General features: G+C 67.3%; 25 protein-coding genes. 16 read left to right on the forward strand and 9 right to left on the reverse strand.

The features are described 5' to 3' along the window. Nucleotides 1-329: 329 nt before the first annotated feature. The 3 genes from PRN20_RS21690 to PRN20_RS21700 are packed head-to-tail and all read right to left on the reverse strand — an operon-like array spanning nt 330 to nt 3,309. Nucleotides 330-1,010 carry an N-acetylmannosamine-6-phosphate 2-epimerase gene (locus PRN20_RS21690; RefSeq protein ID WP_273959749.1) on the reverse strand — a complete coding sequence of 227 codons (681 nt, stop codon included), beginning with the start codon at nt 1,008-1,010 and terminating at the stop codon, nt 330-332. After that, complete coding sequence (locus tag PRN20_RS21695) at nt 1,007-2,566, reverse strand: DUF4127 family protein (protein WP_273959750.1); 1,560 nt, start codon at nt 2,564-2,566, stop codon at nt 1,007-1,009. Before PRN20_RS21695 ends, PRN20_RS21690 begins: the two co-directional genes overlap by 4 nt. Further along, nucleotides 2,563-3,309: a GntR family transcriptional regulator gene (locus tag PRN20_RS21700; RefSeq protein ID WP_273959751.1), complete on the reverse strand. Its 747-nt coding sequence runs from the start codon at nt 3,307-3,309 to the stop codon at nt 2,563-2,565. Before PRN20_RS21700 ends, PRN20_RS21695 begins: the two co-directional genes overlap by 4 nt. 179 nt (nt 3,310-3,488) lie before the next feature. On the opposite strand from PRN20_RS21700, the gene PRN20_RS21705 reads away from it, so the two are divergent. The 4 genes from PRN20_RS21705 to PRN20_RS21720 are packed head-to-tail and all read left to right on the forward strand — an operon-like array spanning nt 3,489 to nt 7,453. Next, entirely contained in the window at nt 3,489-4,748 is a 1,260-nt protein-coding gene (locus PRN20_RS21705) for an extracellular solute-binding protein (RefSeq protein ID WP_273959752.1), read from the forward strand. A 5-nt stretch (nt 4,749-4,753) separates the two neighbouring features. Then, nucleotides 4,754-5,683, forward strand: coding sequence for a carbohydrate ABC transporter permease (locus PRN20_RS21710; protein ID WP_273959753.1), 930 nt, complete (start codon nt 4,754-4,756; stop codon nt 5,681-5,683). Beyond that, a complete protein-coding gene (locus PRN20_RS21715; RefSeq protein WP_273959754.1) occupies nt 5,670-6,548 on the forward strand; it encodes a carbohydrate ABC transporter permease in 879 nt (292 codons plus the stop codon). The genes PRN20_RS21710 and PRN20_RS21715 overlap by 14 nt, the downstream gene beginning before the upstream one ends. Further along, on the forward strand, nt 6,545-7,453 hold the full coding sequence (locus PRN20_RS21720) for an ROK family protein (RefSeq protein WP_273959755.1): 909 nt from the start codon (nt 6,545-6,547) through the stop codon (nt 7,451-7,453). The genes PRN20_RS21715 and PRN20_RS21720 overlap by 4 nt, the downstream gene beginning before the upstream one ends. On the opposite strand, the gene minE is transcribed toward PRN20_RS21720, so the two are convergent. From minE to PRN20_RS21745, 5 genes are all read right to left on the reverse strand, one after another. Next, complete coding sequence (gene minE / locus PRN20_RS21725; RefSeq protein WP_273959757.1) at nt 7,450-7,710, reverse strand: cell division topological specificity factor MinE; 261 nt, start codon at nt 7,708-7,710, stop codon at nt 7,450-7,452. The two genes, PRN20_RS21720 and minE, sit on opposite strands and share 4 nt — an antisense overlap. Beyond that, nucleotides 7,707-8,522 carry a septum site-determining protein MinD gene (gene minD / locus PRN20_RS21730; RefSeq protein ID WP_273959758.1) on the reverse strand — a complete coding sequence of 272 codons (816 nt, stop codon included), beginning with the start codon at nt 8,520-8,522 and terminating at the stop codon, nt 7,707-7,709. The genes minE and minD overlap by 4 nt, the downstream gene beginning before the upstream one ends. A gap of 18 nt (nt 8,523-8,540) precedes the next feature. After that, a complete protein-coding gene (gene minC / locus PRN20_RS21735) occupies nt 8,541-9,263 on the reverse strand; it encodes a septum site-determining protein MinC (RefSeq protein ID WP_273959759.1) in 723 nt (240 codons plus the stop codon). A gap of 246 nt (nt 9,264-9,509) precedes the next feature. Next, the gene (locus PRN20_RS21740) at nt 9,510-10,436 is read right to left on the reverse strand and encodes an alpha/beta hydrolase (RefSeq protein ID WP_273959760.1); all 927 of its coding nucleotides are present in this window, start codon (nt 10,434-10,436) and stop codon (nt 9,510-9,512) included. Nucleotides 10,437-10,529: 93 nt separating this feature from the next. After that, complete coding sequence (locus PRN20_RS21745) at nt 10,530-10,847, reverse strand: hypothetical protein (RefSeq protein ID WP_273959761.1); 318 nt, start codon at nt 10,845-10,847, stop codon at nt 10,530-10,532. A 141-nt stretch (nt 10,848-10,988) separates the two neighbouring features. On the opposite strand from PRN20_RS21745, the gene PRN20_RS21750 reads away from it, so the two are divergent. The 11 genes from PRN20_RS21750 (at nt 10,989) to PRN20_RS21800 (ending at nt 23,312) form a co-directional block, all read left to right on the forward strand. Further along, a complete protein-coding gene (locus tag PRN20_RS21750; protein ID WP_273959762.1) occupies nt 10,989-11,771 on the forward strand; it encodes an IclR family transcriptional regulator in 783 nt (260 codons plus the stop codon). Nucleotides 11,772-11,773: 2 nt separating this feature from the next. Further along, on the forward strand, nt 11,774-12,661 hold the full coding sequence (locus PRN20_RS21755; protein WP_273959763.1) for an amidohydrolase family protein: 888 nt from the start codon (nt 11,774-11,776) through the stop codon (nt 12,659-12,661). A gap of 18 nt (nt 12,662-12,679) precedes the next feature. Further along, complete coding sequence (locus PRN20_RS21760) at nt 12,680-13,969, forward strand: aspartate aminotransferase family protein (protein ID WP_273959764.1); 1,290 nt, start codon at nt 12,680-12,682, stop codon at nt 13,967-13,969. A 266-nt stretch (nt 13,970-14,235) separates the two neighbouring features. Next, a complete protein-coding gene (locus tag PRN20_RS21765; RefSeq protein ID WP_273959766.1) occupies nt 14,236-15,561 on the forward strand; it encodes an ABC transporter substrate-binding protein in 1,326 nt (441 codons plus the stop codon). Between the two features lie 112 nt (nt 15,562-15,673). Next, nucleotides 15,674-16,582, forward strand: a complete 909-nt coding sequence (locus tag PRN20_RS21770; protein WP_273959767.1) for a carbohydrate ABC transporter permease — start codon at nt 15,674-15,676, stop codon at nt 16,580-16,582. Then, a complete protein-coding gene (locus tag PRN20_RS21775) occupies nt 16,582-17,466 on the forward strand; it encodes a carbohydrate ABC transporter permease (RefSeq protein ID WP_273959768.1) in 885 nt (294 codons plus the stop codon). The genes PRN20_RS21770 and PRN20_RS21775 overlap by 1 nt, the downstream gene beginning before the upstream one ends. After that, nucleotides 17,463-18,515, forward strand: a complete 1,053-nt coding sequence (locus PRN20_RS21780; protein ID WP_273959770.1) for a Gfo/Idh/MocA family protein — start codon at nt 17,463-17,465, stop codon at nt 18,513-18,515. The genes PRN20_RS21775 and PRN20_RS21780 overlap by 4 nt, the downstream gene beginning before the upstream one ends. After that, complete coding sequence (locus PRN20_RS21785; RefSeq protein WP_273959771.1) at nt 18,512-20,113, forward strand: N-acyl-D-amino-acid deacylase family protein; 1,602 nt, start codon at nt 18,512-18,514, stop codon at nt 20,111-20,113. The genes PRN20_RS21780 and PRN20_RS21785 overlap by 4 nt, the downstream gene beginning before the upstream one ends. Before the next feature lie 2 nt (nt 20,114-20,115). Beyond that, nucleotides 20,116-21,279, forward strand: coding sequence for an alanine racemase (locus tag PRN20_RS21790; RefSeq protein ID WP_273959772.1), 1,164 nt, complete (start codon nt 20,116-20,118; stop codon nt 21,277-21,279). 17 nt (nt 21,280-21,296) lie between these two features. Then, nucleotides 21,297-22,340, forward strand: a complete 1,044-nt coding sequence (locus PRN20_RS21795; RefSeq protein WP_273959773.1) for a lactonase family protein — start codon at nt 21,297-21,299, stop codon at nt 22,338-22,340. Between the two features lie 108 nt (nt 22,341-22,448). Then, complete coding sequence (locus tag PRN20_RS21800; protein ID WP_273959774.1) at nt 22,449-23,312, forward strand: IclR family transcriptional regulator; 864 nt, start codon at nt 22,449-22,451, stop codon at nt 23,310-23,312. Here the strand turns inward: PRN20_RS21800 and PRN20_RS21805 are convergent, their stop codons facing one another. Beyond that, entirely contained in the window at nt 23,313-24,704 is a 1,392-nt protein-coding gene (locus tag PRN20_RS21805) for an L-serine ammonia-lyase (protein WP_273959775.1), read from the reverse strand. A gap of 189 nt (nt 24,705-24,893) precedes the next feature. Here PRN20_RS21805 and PRN20_RS21810 point away from each other — a divergent pair, with 189 nt between their 5' ends. Then, complete coding sequence (locus PRN20_RS21810; protein WP_273959776.1) at nt 24,894-25,673, forward strand: SDR family oxidoreductase; 780 nt, start codon at nt 24,894-24,896, stop codon at nt 25,671-25,673. Nucleotides 25,674-25,721 lie beyond the last annotated feature (48 nt).

Below are 25,721 nucleotides of genomic sequence, written 5' to 3' on the forward strand. Positions count from 1 at the left end.
GTCCAGACTCCTCCGCCCCCGTGGGCCGGGGGACGACGTGGTGATTTGTTGGGAACAGCGCTTTTGGCGCTGCCGCCACATTAGTTACAAATGTCACCGAATTGAGGCGGTCCGAACAAAGACGAAAACGCCCGGCAGGTGGTCCGGCTGGGCTTACTTGTTCCGGTGGTGGCGCGGGTTGGTCGTTTCTAGAGCGTGGTCAGAAACGAAAGCAGGTAGCGACAGACTCGTCGTCGCATTGTGCACTTGAGCTTGTCGCAACTGGCGTCGCGGCAAGCAGACGGGCGATGACTACTTATCCAGGACGCAGTTCGTGTCGACGGTTGGCGTCAGCCCGGGATGGCGGCGACGAGGCGGCTGGTGATGATGTCGGGGGCCGTGATGGCGGAGCCGCAGACGACGGCGAGGGCGCCCTCGGCGAAGGAGGACGAGACGTGCTCGGGCGTCCAGATGCCGCCCTCGACGATCACCGGCGCCGTCAGCTCGGCGACCATGCGGGCGACGAGCGCCAGCGGCGGGCGCGCCTCGCCGTCGGTTTCAGCGGTATGGCCGACCATGGTGGTGGCGATGAGGTCGGCGCCTTCAGCGATGGCGCGACGGGCCTCCTCGAAAGTGGCGATATCGGCCATCACGAGGCGGCCCAGGCGGTGGGCCGTCGCGGCGATTTCGGCGAAGCTCTCGCCGGGCCGGGTGCCGGAGGTGGCCTGGATGGCAATGATGTCGGCGCCAGCCTCGGACAGGGCTGTCGCGTCGGCCGAGGAGGTAGTGATGTAGTTGTCGAAGCCCTCGCGGTGGTCCTTGGCGATGCCGATGATGGGCAGGCCAGTGCGCGGGCGGAGGAGCCTGATCACCTCGGCGCCGTCGAGACGGAAGCCGCCGGCGCCACCAAGCTCGGCGGCCTCGGCCATCAGGGCGAGGATATCCGGGCGGCGCAGCGGGCTTTTGGGGTTCATCGCCTGCGACGAGACGATGAGGCGGCGCTCGAGGCGCTGGAGCAGGGGGCTGGTCACGACAGGTCCCCCGTGATGGTGAAGTCGACCTCGAAGCTGCGGTGCCAGGGGAAGCGGACATCGGTGATGCCGAGGTCGTCCCGTCCGGTGAGGCGCTTCAGGGTGGCGTCGAGGGCGGCGCCGATGGAGCTCTCGGCCGCGGCTTCTTCGGCGCGGTCGGGGAAGGTGTAGACGCCGGCGTTGAGGGGGCGGCGGGCATCGGTCATGTAGGCGAAGTCCTCGATCAGGCGATGCAGCAGTACGCGGCGAGCGGCCGTGGCGTCGAGCGTGCCGGCGGCGCGGCCGATCTGGATCGCGGCGGCAGCGGCGACCACCGAGCCGAGTGCATTGCCGGCGGTGTTCCAGCCGCCATAGGCGACGAGCTCGAGCAGGATGCCGCGCGCATGCAATTCCTCGACCAGCAGCGGATCGGCGCCGTTGGAGTAGCGGAGGTCGGCGAGGGCGACGTCGCGGCCGGCGGCGCGCAGGCTCGCGATGAGGTCGGCGGTCCTGGTTGCCTCGGTGGCATCGTCGGCGTCGAAGATCGACCGCGTGCCGTCGTGGCCCGTGTCGGACTTCTGGATCACCATGCCGCAATGATCGCGGCGCCTGGGGTCGGGGGCGTGGACGACGAGGGCCATGGCCTCGGGGTCGGCGACGATCGCCGAGCCGCTGGCGCGGATCTGGCGGTCGACGGCTTCGCGCATCGGGCTGTTCTCGTACTTGGCGATGCGCTCCATGCCCGGCGGATCGGCGCATTCGACGGTGAAGCGCGGGGTGACGCCGAAGCGGGCGCCGAGCTGGCGGGCGACCAGCACCGCGGCCACCTCGTCGGCGCCGGGGTACATCAGCACTTCGCCCGAGATCGGCAGCACGTTGGTCCACTGCTTCAGCCAGACCTGCTCGGCGGAGCCGGCGGAGTGTTCGGCCGTATCGTCGGCGGTGATGAGCAGCGGGTCGATGACGCCCTCGGAGGCGAGGGCAATGGCTTCGAGGTTGACGTGGTGGTTGCGTAGCCGGCGGCGCTCGAAATCGGCGACGATCTCGGACGGCAGGGCGGCGCGGAGGGCCGCGAGGTCAGTGGCGTTGCCGTCATGGGCGGCGCCCAACGTTTCCAGCAGGTCGCGGTGGTGCAGCGCACCGAGCTTGTGCAGCTCCATGCCGTGCTGGGCCCAGTAGTCGGGCTCTTCCTGCGGGTTGTAGGAGTTGGAAGCGCGCATCACCAGCGACACGGCGCAGAGCGGCAGGTCGGGGTGCGCGGCGTGGAGGCGCCGCAGCACGTCGAGCCGGGTGAGGGCGCTGAGCGTCGTATCGGCGGTGGTGCGGGCGGCGATCAGGCCGCCGTAGCAGAGCATATCGAGCGAGGCGATCACCGCGTCGGTAGTGGGCGCCGTGCCCTCCAGCCAGCGGCCGAGCGCATCGGCGTCACCGGGCTGGCGCAGCTCGGGCAGCAGCTCATCGGGCGGCAGGACGAGCGTGGCGCCGGCAATGGCGGCAATGCCGGCCGGCAGCCCGATATTGACCGGGCGCTCATCGAGGGGAAGGAAGGCGAGGGAAAGGGCACGTGTGGACGTCAATTCGTATTGTCTCTGGTCGTGCGGAAAATGACGAAGTCGTAGGAGTAGCGGTCGGCGCGATAGACGCTTTCCGCATACTCGATGCGCTGGTTCTTGGCGTCATAGGCGACGCGCTGCACCTTGAAGGCGGGCGAGAACTCGGGGACGCCGAGGAGCTTTGCGAGCGGCGGATCGAGCACGGTGGCGTGGATCGACTGCTCGGCCTTCTCGATCTTCAGGTGATAGGTCTCGGTCAGCAGCTGGTAGAGCGAGCCGTCGAGGCCGCGCGCCGCGAGGCCGGGCGCGAGCTTGGCCGGCACATAAGTGTTCTCGATGCACATCGGCTCGCCGTCGGCGGTGCGGACGCGCGAGATGTGGGCGACGAGGTCGCGCGGGCTGAGCGCGAGGCGGGCGCCGATCTCGGCGCCGGCGGGGATTTCTTCCACCACGGTATCGAGCGAGCCGGGGACGAGGCCGCGGGCGCGCATGTCCTGGGTGAACGAGGTGAGTTCCACCGATTTGGCGATGCGCGGTTCGGACACGAACGTGCCGGCGCCCTGGGTGCGGTAGACGCGTCCTTCATAGCCCAACTGGTCGAGGGCGCGACGGACCGTCAGGCGGGTAACGCCGAAGGTTTCGGCGAGTTCGCGCTCGGTCGGTAGCTTCTCGTGCGGCTTCAGCTCGTCCTCGATGAGGCCGAGCAGATAGCTCCGCAACTGGGCGCCCTTGGTGCCCGTGCGACCGTTTCCGGTGGTCTCAGCCATGAATCGGGATCCTCCCACTCGCGTGCATACAACCACAGCTCGGCCCGCTTGAGCAAGCGAGTGGTATACTCCAATTGCACCGGTATCGTGCATCTTTCGCCAGATTGTGACGCCGTGTTGACGGGCTGGAAAAAATTGGGCTACACCATTTGATGGCATAGAGCCAAGGGAGATTGCAGATGGAGCGGAAAGCTCAGGGTCGCGCGGCGAGGGCCGCGATGTCGACCGCGCTCGGCGTGGTCATGATGTTCGGTGGGGCTCTTGGCGCTTATGCGCAGGACAAGACCGAGATCACCTTCTCGTATCTGTGGGGCGGTGCCGAGGGCGCGGCGCTCGAGCAGATCATCGCCGATTTCAACGCCAGCCAGGACAAGATCGTGGTCAAGGGCGTGTCGAGCCCCGACATGACCAAGCAGCTGGCTTCGATGTCGAGCGCCAAGGGCGCCTTCGACATTTCGGACAACTTCGCGTCCAACATCGCGTCGTGGTCGAACCAGGGCATCCTGCTGCCGCTCGACGAGTTCGGCATCGACACCTCGGACTTCCCCGAGAGCGTCATGAAGCAACTGGTTGTCGACGGCGTGCTCTACTCGCTGCCGATCGCGACCCACAACTTCCAGCTCGTCTACAACAAGAAGCTGCTCGATGAAGCCGGCGTCACCCCGCCGACCACGACCGCCGAGCTCGCCGAAGCGATCAAGAAGCTGACCAAGGTCGATGCCGAAGGCAACGTGACCCAGCTCGGTCTCGGCCTCACCGATATCTCGGCCGGCATGAAGACGCTCGGCTACGCCTTCGGTGGCGACTGGAACCGCGACGGCAAGCCGACCCCGACGGACGCGAACTTCGTCAAGGGCGTGCAGTTCTACTACGACAACGTGGTGGCGCCGGTGACCCCTGCGGCCTACAACAAGTTCGTCGCTGGCTTCGGCCCGTACATGTCGGACCAGGACTCGTTCAAGCAGGGCAAGATTGCCATGGTGTTTGAAGGCGAGTGGCGCGCCAAGTTCAATACCGAAGCCGGTATGGACTGGGGCGTGGTGCCGGTTCCGGGCGAGACGCCGGAACTGCTCGGCTCGACCTGGGTGGACGTGTCGACCATGTTCATCCCGACCAACACCGGCAACAAGGAAGCCGCCGGCGAGTTCCTCAAGTACATCGTCAGCCCGCCGGTCATGGAAAAGTTCAGCCACGTGCTGGCCAACCTGCCGGGCCGCATCTCGCTGGCCAGCAGCGCCGCTTATGACGACCTGCCGAACTTCAAGGTCTGGCTCGACGCGATGAACAGCCCGAACACCCATGGCCTGCCGCCGGCTCTCTACATGGCCGAGTACAATGCCGACCTCGCGTCCGCATTCGACTCCGTGCTGCAGGGCGCGCAGACTGCGGAAGCGGCTCTCCAGGCCGTTGCCGACCGCACCGGCTCCTACTCGCAGTAAGACCGTTGTCAGAAGCGCGTTCGAGAAACAGCGAACCGACCGGCCGGGCCCTTCTCAAGGGCCTGGCCTTCGCTTCTCCGTTCATCATCGGCTTCCTGGTGCTCTACGCGTGGCCAATCCTCGCGTCGGGCTACTACAGCCTCACCGATTTCAGCCTGTTCAAGGCGCCCAAATGGGTCGGGCTCGCCAATTACGAGCGGATGATCTCGGACGCCAAGTTCTGGAAGAGCCTCTACAACACGCTCTTCTTCACCTTTGTCGGCGTGCCGGTGGATATCGCGATCTCGATTGCCGGCGCCCACATCCTCAACCAGAAGCTCAAGGGCCAGCCGCTGTGGCGGGCGCTCGTCTACCTGCCGTCGATCGTGCCGGCGGTGGCGGCGGGGTTCCTGTGGCGCTGGCTGCTCAACGCGCAGTACGGCTTCGTCAACGAGATCCTGCGCTGGTTCCGCATTCCGCAGCCCAACTGGCTGCTCGATGCCAGCTGGGGCGGCATCTCGGTGATCGTCTTGATGCTGTGGACGGTGGGCGGCACGATGCTGATCTACCTCGCAGCGCTCAAGAACGTGCCGCAGGAACTCTACGAGGCGGCCGAACTCGACGGTGCCGGACCGCTCCGCCGGTTCTGGCACATCACCTGGCCGATGATCTCGCCGGTGACGCTGTTCCAGGTGATCGTGCTGATGATCGCGTTCCTCCAGGTGTTCACGCAGCCGTTCGTGCTGTCGAAGGACCCGGGACTCGGTACGCAGACCGCGACCGGTCCGGGCGACTCGATGCTGAGCTACTCGATCTACCTGTTCCAGAACGGCTTCACCTTCCTCAAGATGGGCTACGCCTCGGCGATGGCGTGGGTGCTGCTGTTCGTGACGCTGGCCATCACGTTGCTGATCCTGTGGTCGGCCAAGAAGTGGGTGTTCTATGACAACCGCTGAGATCCAGGGCACGACGCTCGGCGAGCGCGTGCCGGTCGGCGGCCGCTTCGGGTGGCTGATGACGATCTACCGCTATGCGCTGGTGATCCTCCTCGCCCTGGTGTTCGTCTTCCCGTTCGTCGTCATGCTGACGACGGCGTTCAAGGTCTCGGACGAGATCTTCACGGCGCCGCCGGAGCTGTTCCCGCGCAGCTGGACGCTCGAGCATTTCTACAATGCGCTCACGCAGATCCCGTTCTGGCGCTTCCTGATCAATACGGTGGTGATCGCGGGGCTGAGCGTGCTCGGCACCGTGCTGGTTTCGCCGCTGGTGGCCTACTCGCTGGCCAAGCTGCGCTGGAGAGGCCGCAACCTGCTCTTCATCATGGTGCTCGCCACCATGATGCTGCCGCCGCAGGTGACGCTCATCCCGATCTACATGATGTGGAACAAGGTCGGCCTTACCGGCACGATCCTGCCGCTGGTCATCCCGGCCTTCCTCGGCACGCCGTTCTTCATCTTCCTCATCCGGCAGTTCCTCCTGTCGGTGCCGGATGAACTGATCGAGGCGGCCAAGGTCGATGGGGCGTCGGAGTTCCGCATCTACTGGTCGATCGTGCTGCCCATCGCGCGGCCGGCACTGATCACCTCGGCGGTGTTCCAGTTCGTCTGGGCATGGACGGACTTCCTCTATCCGCTGATCTACCTGAACGACGAGGAGAGCTACACGCTGTCGATCGGGCTCTACTCGTTCCTCGGCCAGCACGGGGTGCAGTGGGGTCCGCTGATGGCGGCCTGCGTGCTGTTCACGCTGCCGGCGTTCCTGATCTTCCTCGTGTTCCAGCGCTACTTCATCGGCGGTATCGCGACGGGCGCGCTCAAGTGAGCGAGCTCGTGCTTGCCGTCGATATCGGCGGCACCAAGATCCTCGTCGGGCTGGTCGATGCCGAGGGCACGATCGTTGCCAGCGAGCAGGTGGCGACGCCTGCACGCGAGGGGGCGGAGGCGATCATCGCCGCCGTGGCCGGGCTGGCGAAACAGGTGCTGGCGGCTGCGCCGTCGCGCGTGAGCCGCTGTGGTGTCGGCACCGCCGGCGTCGTCGGCGAGCATGGCGAAATCACCTCGGCGACCGATCACCTGAGCGGCTGGGCCGGCACGCAGCTGCAGCAGCGGCTCATCGCAGAACTCGGCATGCCGGTGACGGTGCTCAACGACGTACAGGCGTCGGGGCTCTGCGAAGGCGTGCTCGGCGCGGCCCGCGGCAAGCGCTCGGCGCTGATCGTGGCGCTGGGGACCGGGGTTGGCGGATCGCTGGTGCGAAACGGGCAGGTCGAGCGCGGAGCATACGGCATCGCGGGCAGCGTCGGGCATCACCTGTCGCCGCTGCGGCAGGGGCGCCCGTGCCCGTGCGGCGGTACCGACCATCTCGAGGCTTATGCCAGCGGCACGGCGATGGAGCTCGAGTATGAGCGGCGCACCGGGCGGGCGATCCGGCTGCGCGAGATCGCGGCGCTGGCCGAGGCGGACGATGCCGAAGCCGGCGCGGTGATCGCCGAAGCGGCCGAAGTGCTGGGTGCGGTGCTGGGCAGCGCCAACAATGTGGTGGATGCCGAAGTGATCGTGGTGGCGGGCGGCGTACTGGCGCTGGGCGACCGGCTGCTGGAGCCCGCACGGGCCGCGGCCCGGCGCGAGGCGCTCGGGCTGTCCAGGGCGGTGCAGATCGTGCCGGCCCGGTTCGGGCCGACGGCCTGTCTCATCGGCGCGGCGCTTGCCGCCTTCGGCGCGGCCTAGGCGGCAGCCATCGCGGGGTTGCGGATGGTGACGTCGATCTCGAGCGTCGAGACGGTCTGCCCGCGATCCATGGTGACGCTCACGTCGTCGTCCTCGACCTGAACGTGCTTGGTGATCACGGCCAGGATCTCTTCGCGGAGGACCGCGACGAGATCGGGCTGGTTGCGGCTGTTCCGCTCATAGGCCAGCAGCACCTGGAGGCGGTCGCGCGCCACCGGCGCACTGGTGCGCTTCTTGAAGAGGTTCATCAGGCTCATGCCGCTCTCCTACCGAACAGGCGATCGAACAGCCCGCGGCGGTCGACCGGAAGGACCATGGGAACGTCCTCGCCCATCAGGCGCCTTGCGGCATCGACATAGGCCTTGGCCGCGCTGTTGGTCGGCTCGTTGAGCGTCACGGGCGAGCCCACGTTCGACGAGCGCAGCACGCCTTCGCTCTCGGGGATGATGCCGAGCAGCGGCGTCGAGAGGATCTCGAGCACGTCCTCGATGCTCAGCATCTCGCCGCGGGCAGCGCGGGCGGAATCGTAGCGGGTGAGCAGGATGTGCTTGGGCATGCTCTCGCCGCGCTCGGCCTTCAGCGTGCGCGAATCGAGCAGGCCGATGATGCGGTCGGAATCGCGCACCGAGCTGACCTCGGGGTTGGTGACGATCACCGCTTCGTCGGCATAGCGCATGGCCAGCTGGGCGCCGCGCTCGATGCCCGCCGGGCTGTCGCAGAGCACGTAGTCGAACTTGTCGGCCAGCGAGGCGATGACGGACTCGACGCCCTCCTCGGTCAGCGCGTCCTTGTCGCGCGTCTGCGAGGCGGGGAGCAGGAACAGCGTGTCGACGCGCTTGTCGCGGATCAGCGCCTGCGAGAGCTTGGCCACGCCCTGGGTCACGTTGATGAGGTCGAACACCACGCGCCGCTCGGCCCCGAGCACGAGATCGAGGTTGCGCAGTCCGACGTCGAAGTCGATCAGGACGACCCGCTTGCCCGTCTGGGCGAGGGCGGCGCCGAGAGCCGCAGTCGAAGTGGTTTTGCCGACGCCTCCCTTGCCGGATGTGACGACCACTACCTTGCCCATGTCAATTCTCCAGTGTTGTCAGTCGAGGGCCGCTACCCAGATCACGTCATTCTCGAGATAGGCCTGGGTGGGTCTTCCACGAGTGGATGCTTCCATGTCGTCGGCGGTGCGGTACCAGCCGTCGACAGCGAGGAGTTCGGCTTCGTTCTTCTGGCAGAAGATGCGCGCCCCGGAATTGCCCATCGCCCCGGCGATGGCCCGGCCGCGCAGCGTGCCGTAGATGTGGATGGAGCCCGCGGCGATGATCTCGGAGCCCGAGCCGACCGAGCCCAGGACGATGACGTCGCCATGCGGGTGGAAAACCGACTGGCCCGAACGCACGGGCGTTTCGAGAATCAGTGTCCTGGCCTCGGGCTGCGGTTGTTCGGCCGGGGCGGGCGGGGCTGATTTCTGGCCCGGCGGGGTGACGGTCTCGTCGAGCGTCGAGGGCCGTGCGCCCTTGAGGACCGGCGGCAGACCCGGGCCCAGGTCGTCGACGCCGGCGAGTTCCATGGCGTAGACGCGGATGCCGCGCTGGGCGAGTTCGTCCACCAGTCCCGCGACCTCGCCGGCACTGGGCTTCAGGACATTGAGGTCGAGGACCACCGGCCGGCCGAGGAAGAAACCGGGCGAGTTCTCGATCCAGCGATCGAGGCCCTGCAGCCAGTTCGAGAGCGGCGCTTCGGGCGCCAGCGCGAAGGCGACGAACGAGCGCGCGTGAAAGCGGATGGCCTTCTTCTGGATGGGAGCGGCACTGACCACGGGCAGGGATCCTTACTGAGTGGTTAAGGCTAGGCGTCCATGGTTAACAGGACGTAAACCGCACCATCACTGTCGTGCCAAAAGCGGTCGTTCCGAACCGAAATCCGGTCGCAAGTGCCGGAGAAGAAAGCGGGATCAGAAGGCGACGGCCCGCATGCGGGCGTTGTGGATATGTGCCTCGATGGCGCGTACCGCGGCGTCGCGGTCGCGCTGTTCGAGATCTGGAGGCGCGGAAAGGCCGGCCGCTCAGCGCGGCCGGTCGAGGAGGCCGCGGGCGCGGAGCCAGTTGCCGAAGAGGTCGAGCCAGACGTCGGGGAGGATGCCTTCCTTGGCGACGCCGTAGCCGTGGCCGCCATTGGCGAAGACGTGGAGTTCGGCTGACTGGCCGGCCTTGTTCCAGGCTTCGTAGAGGCGGGCCGAGGAGACCGGGGCCACCGACTTGTCGTCGTCGGAGATGACGAGGAAGAGCGGGGGGATGTCCGCCGGGACCGGCAGCTCCGCGCGGTAAGCGGGGTAGACGCCTGCGGCGAAGTCGGGTCGGCTTGCCGCGTCGTTCTGGAGCACGGCGCCGAGCGCGACCCCGCCGCCGGCCGAGAAGCCGGCGATACCGATCCGATGCGGGTCGAGGTTCCATTCGGCGGCGCGCTCGCGCACGAAGCGGACCGCCTGGCGGCCGTCCTCCTCGCCGTAGAGGCGTGCCTCGCGAAGCAGTTCGGCTCCCGGAGGCAGGGGCTCGCCCGGCGCCGGGGGCTTCAGGCGCTTGTGCAGATTGTTGCGGAACTCGAGCACATCCCCGTCGGTGTCCGGCGTACGCGCGAGACGATACTTGAGGACGAAGGCGGTGATGCCGCGCTCGGTGAGCCAGCGGGCCATGTCATAGCCCTCGTGGTCGACGAGCAGGAAGTGGAATGCCCCGCCCGGCGCGACGATGAGGCTCGTGCCATTGGCGATCTCAGGCCGCGGCCGGAAGACGGTGAGCGTCGGGATCACGACATTGCGGGTCATCCGGCGCGGGGTCTCGGTCCACGGCGCCTGCATGGTGCGCTCGTGCCAGTCCCAGCTTTCGGAACCGGGCGGGACACCGTCTCCCGGCCAGATGCGGTAGAGGCCGGCTGCGTCAGGCGCCTCCGTCGATGATTGGCGGCCTTCGGCGACGGCTTCGATAGAACTCACGGCTGGCTTCCTCCCTGGCGTGCGGCCGGCAAGGAAGCATGGAATGGGCGCCGATCGAAAGCCCCGATCGGACAATGCTGGCGATTGGTGAGGCTAGTCGGCCCGGTTGGGGATGAAATCCTCGGGCATGCTGAAGTTGCCGAACAGTACGCGAACCGGGCCGGTGTCCGGGAAGGTCCCGGTGTCGTCCTCGACCACGGTGTAGAGCCGTTCATCCATGAAGGCGCTGGCGGTCACCTGGGTGGTGACGCGCGGCACGCCTTCGGAGAACCAGGCGGCTTCCGCCAGGGCGGCAACGGCGCGTGCCTCGCCGGTCGACCGGGCAAGGACAACGACCTCGCCATGGTTGATGGCGCGATCCCAGTTGGGGTCGTCGGGATCGGCAGTGGGGATCAGCCGATAGACGGTCATGGGTCACCTGTACTGGCCATACGAACACCCCGGAGGCGGCTTGGTTCCACGTCGGGCGAGGGCACCGCTCAACGGCCGTCTTGACAGGCTCCGAGCATCGCCCATAGCATCGTTTCATCAAATGAACATGGAATTCACCTGATGAATTCTACTGAAGACCGTTACGCAATCCGTTCCGTGGATCGGGCCCTCGATATCCTCGAATGCGTCGCGACGCGGAACGGGGAGCTGGGGGTCGACCAGATCGCGGCTGCGACCGACCTGCCCAAGAGCACGGCGTTCCGCGTGCTGGCGACGCTGGTGGGGCGGCGACTGCTCGAGCGCGATGCGCAGTCGCAGACCTATCGGCTAGGGATGCTGGCGCTGGTGATCGGCGCCCGCGCCATGGGCGATCTCGACCTGAGGCGCGCCGCCCGGCCGCATCTCGAACACCTGATGGCGGGCACCGGCGAGACGGTGCACCTCTCCATCCTCAGCGACGACAGTGCGCTCTGCATCGACAAGATCGATGCCTCGCGTTCGATGCGCATGGCCTCGTTCGTCGGCTTCCTCGATCCGCTGCATTGCAGCGGCGTCGGCAAGGCGCTGCTCGCCTTCCAGGACGAGCCGGTGCGCGATCAGCTGATGGCTCGCATGCGCTTCGAGCCGCACACGCCGCACACGGTCACCGATCCGGCGGCGCTGGCCCGGCAGATCGCCGAGATCCGCCAGCGCGGCTACGCCATCGACAACGAGGAGATCGAGGAGGGGCTGCGCTGCGTCGCCGCCCCCATCCGCGATCACTCCGGGGCGGTCATCGCCGCCGTCAGCATTTCCGGTCCGACCACGCGCGTGACGATGGCCAGCCTCGGCGAACTCGCGGCGGCGGTCGAGGACTGTGCCCGCTCCATCTCGCGCGATCTCGGCGCGCCACAGGGAACATAACGATGATCATCGACGTCCATTCGCATACGCCGCAGTTCCGCGATGCGGTGCCGCCCGAGCACCGGCGGCTCCATCACACCTGGCGGCCCGACCGTTCGGTGGATTCGGTCTACAGCTGGAACGACTATCTCGAGGCGCAGAAGCCGGCGGACAAGTCGATCGTGTTCGGCGTCGCCTGGGCCCCGGGCGAGAAGACCGGCGGCGTCAACGGCTTCAACGAGCCGGGCGACGTCGCGGTGGGCGTCAACGATGTCACATCCGCTTTCGTCAAGGCGCATCCCGACCGGCTGATCGGGTTCATGTCGGTTCATCCGCATGATCCCAAGGCGCCCGAGGAGATCGAGCGGGCGCGCACCGATCTCGGCCTCAAGGGCATCAAGATGGGGGCCAACTACCAGGTCTTCGATCCGCTCGAGAGCCGGGCGCTGGCCATCTACCGCGAGGCCGAGCGGCACGGGCTGCCGATCCTGTTCCACATCGGCACCTCGCCGGTGCGCATGGCGCCGATCAAGTACGCCCACCCGCTGGTGGTCGACGAGATCGCCATGCGCTACCCGAACCTCAAGATCATCATGGCCCATATGGGCCATCCGTGGACGGTCGATACGGCGGTGGTCGTGCGCAAGCACCCCAATGTCTACGCCGACGTCTCGGGCCTGCTCTACCGGCCCTACACCTTCTACGAGGGCATGATCAAAGCCACCGAGTGGAACGTGCTCGACAAGCTGCTGTTCGCCTCGGACTACCCCATCACCACGCCGGCCGAAACGGTTGCAGCGCTCCGCGGCGTCAACGCCATCGTCGAGGGCACCGCCATGCCGCGAGTTCCCGCCGACAAGATCGAACAGATCATCCACCGCGACAGCCTCACGCTGCTCGGCCTGTCCTGAGACGAGTTCCAGTCACCTATGCATATCGAAAAGTCCAAGAGCATCCATGAGCGCGCCACCCAGGTCATTCCGGGCGGCGTCAACTCGGCCACCCGCCGTCTCAGCCAACCCTATGCGTGGAAGTGGGCGGAGGGCGCCCATATCCGCGACGCCGACGGCAATGCCTATCTCGACTACCACGCTGCGTTCGGGCCGATCGTGCTCGGCCACAACGACCCGGCGGTGAATGCGGCGGTCGCCGAGGCCCTCAAGGGCCCCGACATGGTCGGGGTCGGGATCACCGAGCAGGAGATCGCGCTCGCCGAGAAGGTCGTCGAACACGTGCCATCGGCCGAGATGGCGCTTGCCTTCTCGTCGGGTTCGGAAGCGACCTACATGGCGGTCCGGCTCGCCCGCGGCGTCACCGGGCGCGAGAAGCTGATCAAGTTCCAGGGCACGTTCCACGGCTGGCACGACTACCTGCTGATGAACATCGCGAGCCCGGCCGACAAGATCGGCAAGAAGGACCCCGGCAGCGCCGGGCAGCTCGCCGACGCCATCGACAACACCATCGTCGTGCCGTTCAACGATCTCGAGGCGACCGAACAGGCGATCCTCGACAATCCGGGCCAGATCGCCGCCATCTTCATGGAGGCGATCCCGCACAATATCGGCTGCGTGCTGCCGCGGCAGGACTTCGTCGAAGGCCTGCGCCGGCTCTGCGACCAGCACGGGATCGTGCTGGTGTTCGACGAGGTCATCACCGGCTTTCGTCACGGGCTCGGCGGCTACCAGTCGGTGCTGGGGGTGAAGCCCGACATCAGCACCTTCGCCAAGGCGATCGCCAACGGCTATCCGTGCGCCATCATTGCCGGCAAGCGCGAACTGATGATGCAGTTTTCGACGGCGCCGGGCGGCAAGGTGTTCGTCGGCGGCACCTATAACGGCCACCCGGTGGGTTCGGCCGCGGCGCTCGCCACCATCGCCGCCCTCGAGGACGGCACGATCTACGAGCGGACGTTCCGGCTCGGCGACAAGATGCGCGCCGGCCTCGCCGAGATTGCCGGACGGTTCGACATCGAGATGGTCTCGGCCGGCTTCGGCTCGGTGTTCACGCCCTATTTCATGAGCGGCAAGATCGAGCGCTACGAAGACCTGCTCAAGAACGACACGGCCCGGGATGTCGGGTTCCGGCAGGGCATGTGCGAGCGCGGCATCTTCATGCTGCCCATGCCGCTCAAGCGCAATCACATCAGCGCCGCCCATACCGAGGCCGATGTCGACCGTACGCTCGAGATTGCCGAGGACGTGCTCAAGAGCATGCGTTGAGGCGACGCTATCATATGCAAAAGTAGTTGTTGATATATGATAGCGATTGCCATAGCGTCATGAACCGAAGAATCCCGGCGCGCGGGTTGAGGGAAGCTCCCGTGCGACGGAACAGGAAATGCAGCAGGCCGGCGGGGCCGGTTGCTCAGACGTCGAAGACACCGGGTCCGCCGGGCAGGACCCGGGGACGCTTGCGGCCACACCGCAGGCGATCCGAACCGCCCCCAGTGTCGTCTGTTCAGCTTCGTCCAGGAGAGAGGGAACTCATGAAGACCACCAACACCACCAGGGGCCTCGGCGCGTTCAGCCGTCGCTCGTTCCTCAAGGCCGGCGGCGCATCCGCGCTGGCGGCGACCATGATGCCGGGCCTGATGACCGGCACCGCCAAGGCGGCCTATACCGGCACGCTCGACTTGCTGGCCTGGGACTTCCAGCCCGACACCATCAAGTCGCTGGTCGGCGAATGGACCGCAGCGGGCAATCCGGCCGTCAATGTCGCCGTGATCCCGAACCTGGGCTACACGCCGGCCCTGCAGACGCGTCTGCGCGGCGGCGACAAGATCGATCTCTACTACAACTTCGCCTACAACTCGCAGAAGTTCATCAACGAGGGCTGGGCGACGACGCTCAACGGCCTGCCCGGCGTCGACGACATGATCGCCGACATGTTCGAGAGCGCCCGCAGCCGCCACGTCAACGTGGCCGGCGACATCATCAGCGCGCCGTACTTCTCGGCCGTGCACATGCTGCACTACAACCAGAAGTACCTTGCCGATGCCGGCCTCGCCGTGCCGACGACGCTCAAGGAAATCTATGACGCGTCCAAGACGCTGTCCTCGACCACCCCGGCACCGTATGTCGCCTACTGGGTGAAGGAATTCTGCGAAGAGTACCTCCACACCTACCTGCTCAATGAGCAGATCACCGCATTCGACGATGCCGGCCAGCCGGTCTTCGCCGATGACGCCAAGACCGTTGGCGTCTTCGAGTGGTGGCAGGCCATGTACCAGGAAGGCCTCGCGCCCAAGTCGCTGCTGACCGACGATCCGGGCAAGCTCTCCAACGAGATGGCGCAGGGCAACGCAGCCTTCTACGTGCTGCACCACTACTTCCTGACCTCGATCCGCTCGCTCGAAGGCCCGCAGTCCGCCAACGTCAACATGGCGCCGGCCGGTCCGTCGACGCTCCAGATCGGCGAAGTGCTGCAGCTCGGCCAGTCCGAGAGCGAGGAAGAGCGCCAGGCTGCCTGGGAGCTGATGAAGTACTACGGCTGGAAGGATTCCGGCGGCCAGTTCAAGGTCTTCAACCAGTGGGCCAAGGCGGCCGGCCTTGCCGCCCCGTATGCCGGGTTCTTCACCGATCCGGAAGTGGTGGCGTCGTTCCCGGACTACTACGACCTCGCCATGCTGTCGGACACCTTCGCCACCAAGTCGAACGTCGTACCGGCGCGCACGCTGCCCTGGTACCCGGACTTCCAGGCCAAGGTCGGCGACATCATCCACGCCCTGCTGCTCGGCCAGGCGACCCCGGCGAAGACCGTCGAGGACCTGACCGCTGCCGCCAAGGGCGCCCAGGGCGGCCGGACGCTCTAAGTAACTTCATCCATGCCATCGCCCCACGGGGCGATGGCTTTCGGTCCGCCCGGCCTTGCCGCCGGCGGAGGTTGGCCAGTCATGGCCGGACGAGATTGCAACAGGAGGGCGCGTGGCTGCGGCATCTGATCTGAGTGGGCTTGGCCCGAAGGCCGACCGGGCGTTCGGACTGAAGCTGGTGGCGCCGGCGATGATCCTGCTGATCGCGCTGCTGGCCGTGCCGACTGTCCTCACCGTCGTCTACAGCCTGCACGATGTTCCCGCGAACGGCGCCAGCTTCGGCCCGTTCGTCGGCATCGAGAACTACACCATCATCTTCGCGAGCCCGGTGTTCTGGCGCTCGGCGCAGGTGACGGCTACCTTCGCGATCGGCTTCGTCGTGCTTTCGACCGTCATCGGCCTTGCCATGGCGCTGCTGCTCAACCAGCGCTTCATCGGGCGCGGCCTCGCGCGGGCGCTTCTCATCATTCCGTGGGCGACGCCGTGGCTGGTGATCGGCATCCTGTGGAAGTGGTTCGCCGATGGCAGCGTGGGCGGGCTCAACGCCGTGCTCATGATGCTCGGCCTGATCAGCGACTATCAGCCGTTCCTGTCCGATCCGAACACCGCGCTGCCCATCACGGTGCTGGCCGCGGTCTGGCGCCAGGCGAGCTTTGCCGGCATCCTGCTGCTCGCGGGCCTTCAGACCCTGCCCGAGGAACTGCACGAAGCCGCCGGGCTCGACGGCGCCAATGTCTGGCAGCGCTTCACCAACATCACGCTGCCCTGGCTGAAGCCGGTGCTGATCACCGTCACCGTGTTCAACGTGATCTATGCGTTCCTGCAGTTCGACGTGGTCTTCGCCATGACGCAGGGCGGGCCGGGGGACACCACGCAGGTGCTCAGCGTCCTCATCTACAGGCAGCTCTTCGTGAACACCAATATCGGGCTGGGTTCGGCGCTTGCCGTCATCCTTGGCGTCGTCGCGCTGGTCGGCGGGCTCGCCATCGTCAGGCTCTTCTATCGCAGGGAGGTGCAGTGATGGCCTCGTCGACCATCGACCGCGGCCGCCGGCGTCGTCCGGCCGCCACCATCGCCATCTATGCAGGCGTCCTGGCCTTCGCCATCTGGATCCTGCTGCCGGTCTGGTACCTCGTCGTCTCGAGCCTGATCACGCCGACGCAGCTGGGCATCAAGCCGTTCCCGCTGGTGCCCTCCAGCATCACGCTCGACAACTACGCCTCGGTCCTGTTCGGCAATACCGGCGGGCGCGGCATCGGCAGCACCGACATGGGCGCAAGGCTCGTGCCGGCCATCGGGCAGAGCCTGTTCGTCAGCGGCTGCCTCGTCGTGCTCAACCTGCTCATTGCCGGCGCCGCAGCCTACGGCCTGTCGCGCTATCCGTTCCGCGGCGCGCGCGTGTTCGAACTCTCGGTGATCGCGACGCGCATCGTGCCCGCCATCGCCATCATCGGCCCGTTCTTTGTCGCCTTCCGCGTCATGGGCGTGCTCAACACGCCCTGGGCGCTGGTCATCAGCTACAACGTGTTCACGCTGCCGCTGGCGATCATGATCCTCAAGAACTACTTCGACCAGTTGCCGCGCGAGATCGAGGAAGCGGCCAAGATCGACGGCGCGACGCGGTTGCAGACGCTGTGGATCATCATCGTGCCGATCGCCAAGCCGGGTCTCGTCGCAGCGGGCGTGCTGATCTTCCTCGAGGCGTGGAGTGAGTTCTTCTACGCGCTCGTCCTCACCAACCAGCTCACCGTGCCGCCGCTGCTCGCGGGCTTCCAGTCGGTCCAGCAGTTCAACTGGAACGCGCTCGCCGCGGCGACCGTGATGTCGATGCTGCCGCCGACCGTGCTGGTCCTCATCTTCCAGCGCCACGTCGTCGGCGCGCTCACCGCCGGGGTCGGCAAATGACCACAACCATCAAGGCCGCCGTGCTGAGCGCCGGCGCCTGGTCGCAGTCCAGCCATTTGCCGGCGCTCAAGGGCGACAAGCGGGTCGAGCTCGTCGCGCTGTCGAGCCCGAACACGGAGATGGCCGAGGCGCTCGGCCGTCAGTTCGAGGTGCCGCTCGTCGTCGCCGACTGGCGCGAGGCGCTGGCGACCAAGCCCGACATCGTCGTGGTGTCGAGCCCGCCCGTCGCCCACGAGGAACAGGTGATCGCTGCGCTCGAAGCGGGAGCACATGTGCTGGTCGAAAAGCCCTTCGCGCTCAGCGCCGGACCGGCGCGCCGGATGCGCGATGCCGCCGAGCGCCTGGGCAAGGCGCTGCTGGTCGGTTTCGGCTGGCCGGCCGCACCGGTCTTCGCCCTGAGCCGCCGCCTGATCGAGGCCGGCGAGATCGGTGCCGTCGAGCACCTGACGATGCACCTGGCGGTCAACACGCGGGCGCTGCTCTCCGGCAGCACCGATGGCGGTTGGGGCGGCAAGCTCGAGTCGAGCACCGCGACCTACACAGACAAGGCCATTTCCGGCGGCGGTTCGGCGGCGGTGACCATGTCGCACGAGCTTGGCATGGTCGAGTGGCTGGTGGGTGAACCCATCGTTGCGCTCAATGCCAGCACCTTCCCGCCGGCGAGCGACATCGACCTGCACACCACGGTCAATGCCGAGTTCGCGGGTGGCGGCTCGGCGGTGATCAGCGCTGCCTCGACGCATCCCTATCTCGCGCGGCCGCAGTGGCACATGGCGCTCTACGGCAGCAAGGGCCAGCTCTGGGCCGACTCGGTCGCCGACACGCTACGCCTCGTCCGCGCCAGTGGCGAGGTCGTCGAGTACGGCGCTCCGGAAGCGTCCGGCCTCTACGATGCCGGGGCGCCGACCAAGGCCCTGATCGAATGCGCCTTCGGCGCTCCCGCCCCTGCCGGGCTGACGGCGCGGCTCGCGACCCATGTCGTCGCAGTGACCGACGCCATCTATCTCAGCGCCAAGAACAACCAGAAGCTCCGAGTCGATATCGAATGAGTGCCAGTTCCATCCTGTTCACCGGCGGCCTCGTCGTCGACGGCCTCGGCAATGCGCCCGTACGCGGCGACGTGCTGGTCATCGGCGATCGCATCGCGGGCATCTTCAAGGGAGCGAAGCTCCCCAAGGCCGACCGGATCGTCGATATCCACGGCCTCGTCATCGCTCCGGGCTTCATCGACATGCACACGCACTCCGACCTGCAGGTGCTGGTGAACCCCGACCACACCTCGAAGCTCAGCCAGGGCGTCACCACCGAGGTGCTCGGCCAGGACGGACTGAGCTATGCCCCGATCGACGACGCGACGCTGCTCGAGATGCGCAGCCAGATCAAGGGCTGGAACGACGACCCGCCGGGCTTTGACTGGAACTGGCGCAGTGTCGCCGAGTACCTGAAGCGCCTCGACGGCAATGTGGCGGTGAACTGCGCCTACCTCGTGCCGCACGGGAACCTGCGCATGCTGGTAATGGGCAATGCCGCGCGGCTCGCCACCCCGGATGAACTCGAGCAGATGAAGGCGCTGCTTCGCACGGCGCTGGAAGAAGGTGGCGTCGGCCTCTCGACCGGCCTCACCTATGTGCCGGCGATGTATTCCGATACCGACGAACTGGTCGCGCTCTGCGAAGTGGTCGCCGAGTATGGCGGCTTTTATTGCCCGCACCACCGCAACTACGGCACCGATGCGCTGGGCGGCTATGGCGAGTGCTTCGAGATCGCCCGCCGCTCAGGTGTGGCGCTCCATCTTGCGCATACGCACCTGAGCTTCGAGGCCAATCGCGGCAAGCTGCCCCAGCTGCTGCAGATGTTCGACGACGCCATCGCCGAAGGCATCGATCTCAGTTTCGACGCCTATCCCTATCTCGCCGGCATGACGACGCTCCTGTCGCAGCTGCCGAGCTGGGCCCTTTCCGGCACCGGCGAGGAGCAGATGGAACGCCTGCGCGATCCTGAGACGCGCAAGCGCATCATCGACGCGCTCGACGTCACCGGGTCGGATGGCCACCAGGGTCTCACCGTCAACTGGTCCAACGTCTTTCTCGCCGGCCTGCCGGGCGCGCCGGAGATGGAATGGATGATGGAGGGCAACCTCGCCGACGCGGCGCGGAAGCTCAACACCTCGCCGGCCGAACTCGCCCTCGATGTGCTGATCGCCACCGAGCGCGCCGCTCCGTGCGTCTTCTTCATCGGTCACGAGGAACACGTGCGCACCCTCATGCAGCGCGACGAACACACCGTCGGCAGCGACGGCATCCTCGTCGGCGATCGTCCGCATCCGCGTTCGTGGGGCACGTTCCCGCGCATGCTCGAAACCTATGTGCGCGACGAGAAGGTGCTGACGCTCGAAGAGTGCGTGCGGCACATGACGAGTTCCGCCGCCGACCGGCTGCGGCTCATGGATCGCGGCCGCATCGCAGCTGGCGCCAAGGCCGACCTCGTCATCTTCGACAAGGACAAGGTGAAGGCGAACGCGACCTACGAGCATCCGCGCCAGGCCGCCACGGGCATCCTGCATGTGCTGGTCAACGGCCAGTTCGCCGTCGAAAACAACCGCGTCACCGGCCAGCGCGCCGGGCGGACGCTGACCCTGGGAGCCTGACCATGAACGCCACCGCGATCTCCATTGCCCGCGCAGCGGATGGTCCGAGCTGGGCCGAGGTGCCGGTTGCCACCCCCGGCCTCGTGCTCGACCTCGACGTGCTCGACCATAACCTCGACGAGATGGCGGCGATCGCCCGCTCGGCCGGGGTCGAACTCTTTCCGCACGCCAAGACCCACCGCACCGCCGAGATCGGCGTGCGCCAGGTCGAGCGCGGCGCCGACGGGCTCTGCGTCGCCAAGCTCGGCGAGGCCGAGGCCTTTGCCGCGGCAGGCGTGAAGCGCCTGTTCGTCGCCAACCCGATCGTCGGGGCGGACAAGGCGGAACGCGCCCTCGCCCTGTCGAAGAAGGTCGATCTCGTGCTCGCGACCGACAGCGAGGCTGCTGCGGCCAGTATCGGGGCGGTCTTTGCCGCAGCCGGCGCTACGGCGCGGATGATGCTGGCGATCGACTCGGGGCTCGGCCGCGAGGGCGTGCTGGCCGAGAAGGCGCCTGATGTCGCCGCGGCCATCCATGCCGTCGCGGGTGTCGAGCTCATCGGTATCTACACCCATGAAGGGACGACCTACGGGGCCAAGGACCATCCGGACCTCGCCGCCCGTGCCCGCGCCGCCGGCGAGTTCATGGTTGTTGTCGCCAAGGCCATCCGGGCACGCGGCGTGCCGCTGCCCATCGTTTCGCTGGGTGCGTCGGCTTCGGCGCGTGAAGTCGCCCACGTTCCGGGTGTGACCCAGATCCGGCCCGGCATCTATGCCTTCAACGACGTCGGCCAGATCGCGCTCGGCAATGCCAGCCTCGATACGACGGCGATCCGCGTCATCGCGACAGTCGTCAGCCATCCCGATCCCGACCGGGCCTGTATCGATGCGGGTTCCAAGTCGCTCAGCACCGACCTCGTGCCCGCCTCGGCGCATCGCGAGCAGTTCCCCGGCATGGGCCTCATCGTCAATGCGCCGGGCTGGGTGATCGAGCGCATGTCGGAGGAGCACGGCTGGCTGCGCTGGCATGGCGAGGGCGCCCCGATGCCGCTGCCTGTGGGTACGCGGCTCGAGATCGTGCCCAACCATGTCTGCATGGCCTTTGCCATGCTAAGGCGTGCCAGCGTCGTAGATGACGGCAAGATCATCGCCCACTGGGACGGGTTTGGCCCGGGGGCATCGGAGTAGTACCCAGGGAGGGGACGATGGCGGAATTCACGCTGGGCGAGGGGCAAGCGCTGCTGGTGGCATCGCGCGGCATTTTCGAGCTGCACGGGCTGACGCGCTGGGTACAGGACGGCGGCCAGTGGCGCGGCAAGACCCTCGCCCGCGTCAACCAGCTGTCGAGCCTTGCGCGCCATCCCAACCTGCCGGTGGTCTACGGCACGTCGCGGGTCGGCATGGAGGGCGACATCCACGCCTGGCGGATCGAGGGCGACACCGCGGTGACGCTCGGCGAGAAGTCGAGCGGGGGCGCCGAGCCCTGCCACCTCGTCGTCGATCCGAGCGGCCGGCTGCTGATCGTCACCAACTACACCACCAGCACGCTCGGCCTGCAGCGGCTCGCTGCCGATGGCAGCTTTGACGGCCCGATCGACCTGCTCAAGCTGAGTGGCGGCGGTCCCGAGATCGAGCGCCAGGACGACGCCCACCCGCACCAGGTCTTCTTCGTCGGCGACACGCTCGTCGTCATCGATCTCGGCGCCGATCTCGTCCGCGAGTTCAGCGTGGACCTCGCGAAGTCCGGCACCGCTGTCCTGACGCAGGTCCGCGCGACCGCGGTCCCCGCCAATACCGGCCCGCGCCACGCCGTGGTGCTGCCCGACGGCCGCCTGGCGGTCAGCGGCGAACTCGGCTCGAACCTTGTGGCCGGCAGCCTCGGCGATCCCGCCTCGAGCTGGGCCAACGTCAGCAGCACGCGCCGGGCCGGGCCGGGCAAGACCCGCTGGACGCGCAACTATCCTGGCGACATCCAGCGCGCGCTGGATGGCCGCCACGTCTACTTCGCCAACCGGAGCATCGACACGGTCTCGACCTTCGATGTCACCGGCCCCAGCCCGGTGCTGGTCTCCGAGCTTGACAGCCAGGCCCAGTGGCCGCAGCACCTGCTGGTGACCGCCAGCCATGTGCTGGTGGCCGGCTGGGATTCCTCGACGGTCAAGGCCCTGCCGCTTGCCGATGGCGTGCCGACCGGCGTCCAGCACCTGTTCGATTGTCCCGGGGCGGGCTGGCTACTGCTCTGGGACTGATGCGTTTTCCTGTGGCAGCGCCCGCCGCCGTGGTGGCGGGCCGGCCGTGCCGGTGCTAGTCGACTTCGGCGCCCGTCGCGGGAAGCGCAAGACGAGGGGACGACGACAATGGCCGGACGCGCCAAGGCGTTGAACGAGGCGGGTGGCGACAAGCCCAAGGGCAAGTCGCGCCAGCCCGCGGCCGACAAGCCCACCTACACGGCGCCGGCGCTGGAAAAGGGCCTCGATATCCTCGAGCTGCTCGCCACGCTCTCCGTACCGGTGACGCCCAGCCAGATCGCGCAGCGGCTCGGCCGCTCGCTGCAGGAAGTCTATCGCGTCGTGCTGGCGCTGGAGCGGCGCGGCTACCTCATCAAGCCGCCGGGGGAAGAGGCGCTGGTGCTCTCCACCCAGCTCTTCGGGCTCGCGACGCTGTTCCCGCCCTTCCGCCGCGTCGTCGATGCGGCGCAGCCGATCATGAACGCGCTGGCGCTCGAGGCGACGCAAGCTGTCCACATGGCGGTGCTCGACGGGGTCAACCAGCGCATCATCGCGCAGGTCGACAGCCCCGCCGCCATCGCCATCCGGCTGCGTGTCGGAGCGGCGAGCCCGGCGGTGCGCGGCACATCGGGGCGTACCATCGTCGCTTTCCAGCCCAAGCCGGTGCAGGAGTGGATCCTGAGCCAGGCCGAGACGATCATCCCCGCCGACCAGCTCAAGCGCTACCGCGACCGCATCGCCAGGATCGCGGTTCGTGGCTACGAGCGGATCGAGGGCGAGGTGGTGCACGGGGTCACCGACCTCAGCTTTCCCATCCTCAACTCGGCCGGTGTGTCGCTCGCGGCGCTGACCATGCCGTTCCTCGCCAGCCACCAGGTGATCGTCCCCTTCGACGATGCGGCCCACATGCTCTATCGCGCGGCGAGCCGCATCACGCAGATGATGGGTGGCGAGCTGCCGGAGCCGGCGTTCCCGCTGCCGCAGGCGACCTGATCAGCAGGCGACGACGTTGACGGCGAGGCCGCCCTGGCTCGTCTCCTTGTAGCGCTCGGACATGTCGCGGCCGGTCTGGCGCATGGTCTCGACGCAGACATCGAGCGAGACCTTGTGCGTGCCGTCGCCCTTCATGGCCAGCGACGCCGCGGTCACGGCCTTCACCGCGCCGAAGGCGTTGCGCTCGATGCAGGGGATCTGCACCAGCCCCGCGACCGGATCGCAGGTCATGCCGAGGTGATGCTCGAGCGCGATCTCGGCGGCGTTCTCGACTTGGGCCGGCGTGCCGCCCATGGCGGCGCAAAGCGCGGCGGCGGCCATGGCGGAAGCCGAGCCGACCTCGCCCTGGCAGCCGACCTCGGCGCCCGAAATGGAGGCATTGTGCTTGATGAGGCCGCCGATCGCCGCGGCCGTCAGCAGCATGTCGTGGAGGGTGGCGCGCGAAGCCCCGGCATCGAACGTCTCGTGATACTTCAGCACGGCGGGAATGACGCCCGCGGCGCCATTGGTCGGCGCGGTGACGACGCGGCTGCCGGCCGCGTTCTCCTCGTTCACGGCCATGGCGAAGACGCTCAGCCAGTCATTGCCGGCGAGGGGCCCAAGCTCGTTGCGCTGCCATTGGGCCTTCAGCTGCTCATGAATGGCCTTGGCGCGGCGATTGACCTGGAGCCCGCCGGGCATGACGCCGTCCGTCCTCAGGCCGCGTTCGATGCAGCCGTTCATGGCGTCCCAGAGACGATCGAGCCCGGCATCGAGCGCTTTCCGGCCGATGCGGGTTTCCTCGTTGGCGCGCTTCATGCGGGCGATGGAGAGACCGGAGTGCCGGGCCATCTCCAGCATCTGGGCCGCGTTCTCGAAGGGGTAGGGGACCTCGACCGTTTCGGCCCTCGTCGGACCGCGTTCGAGTTCGGCCTCGCTCAGGACGAACCCGCCGCCGATGGAATAGTAGACACGGCGGAGGAGCAGCGTGCCGTCGGCATCGTAGGCATAGAACTGCAGGCCGTTGGTGTGCCCGGGGAGGCGCTCCTTGCGGTCATAGACGAGGTCGTGGACCGGGCGGAAGCGATAGGCGGGATGGCCCTCGGGATGAACCATGGCCTCGGTCTCGACGCGCGCCACCATCTCGTCCATGCGCTCGGGATCGACGCTGTCGGGGGCGAGGCCGCTGAGGCCGAGGATGACGGCGCGGCCGGTGCCGTGGCCAATGCCGGTGAAGGCGAGGGAGCCATGGAGGCTCGCGCCGAGCGCGGCGACGCGCGAATTGCGCGGGCGCGGCCAGTCGCCCGTCCCGAGCTCATCGAGGAAGCGGTTGGCGGCGGTCATCGGTCCCATGGTGTGGGAGCTCGACGGCCCGATGCCGATCTTGAAGACGTCGAAGACCGAAAGGAACATGCCGACTTCCATATGGTGCGGCGCGATCATAGCCGCAACGCGGAGGCGTGCTCGTGAAATTTAGTTACACGATACGCGCGCGAAACCGCCCAGGAGGCCAAGAATCCTGTTGAAGCGCAATCGGGCCTGTAAGATGGTTTCAGCGCGCCGGCAGCGTCGCCGGGAGTTCGAATTGACGAGGAATCATCCATGAGCGGGGCATTTGCCGGCAAGACCATCGCCATCACCGGAGCCGCGGGCGGCATCGGCCAGTGGCTGTGCCGGTTCTTCGGCGAGGAGGGGGCGACCATTGCCGCGCTCGATCGCAGCGACAAGGTCAACGACCTCGTCGACACGCTGGGCAAGGACGGCATCACGGTGAAGCCGGCGGTGGTCGAGATCACCGACAAGGACGCTGTCGAGGCGGCCTTTGCCGGCTTCGGCGAAGTGCACGTGCTCATCAACAATGCCGGCGTCTCCCGCCACAAGACGCTCGCCCAGACGACGCCCGACAACTGGCGCGAGGACGTCGACGCCAATCTCAACGGCGCCTACACCTGCGCCTATGCAGTGCTGCCGCAGATGGTCGAGCGCCGTTCGGGCAACATCGTCAATGTCGGCTCGGTCAACGGGCTGAGCGCGCTGGGCGATCCGGCCTACAGCGCGGGCAAGGCGGGCATGATCGCCATGACCAAGTCCCTGGCGCAGGAATACGGCCGCTACGGCATCCGCACCAATATCGTGCTGCCCGGCACGGTGCGCACCCCGATCTGGGACGAACGCAAGGCCAAGGACCCCAATGTGCTGAAGACGCTCGAGCGCTGGTATCCGCTCGGTCGTATCGTCGAGCCCTACGAAGTCGCGCGCGTCATCGCCTTCCTCGCGTCGGACGCGGCGAGTGCCGTCACCGGCGCGGTGATCCCGGTCGACAACGGGCTGACGGCCGGCAACATCGTCATGGCGCGTGAACTGACGCTCGAGGATTTCTGAGCGAGGGCCGAGCCTAGCCCCGCCCCCTCCACCACCCTACGGGTGGTC

It is taken from the genome of Devosia sp. ZB163 (assembly GCF_028613635.1).
Lineage (GTDB): Bacteria > Pseudomonadota > Alphaproteobacteria > Rhizobiales > Devosiaceae > Devosia_A.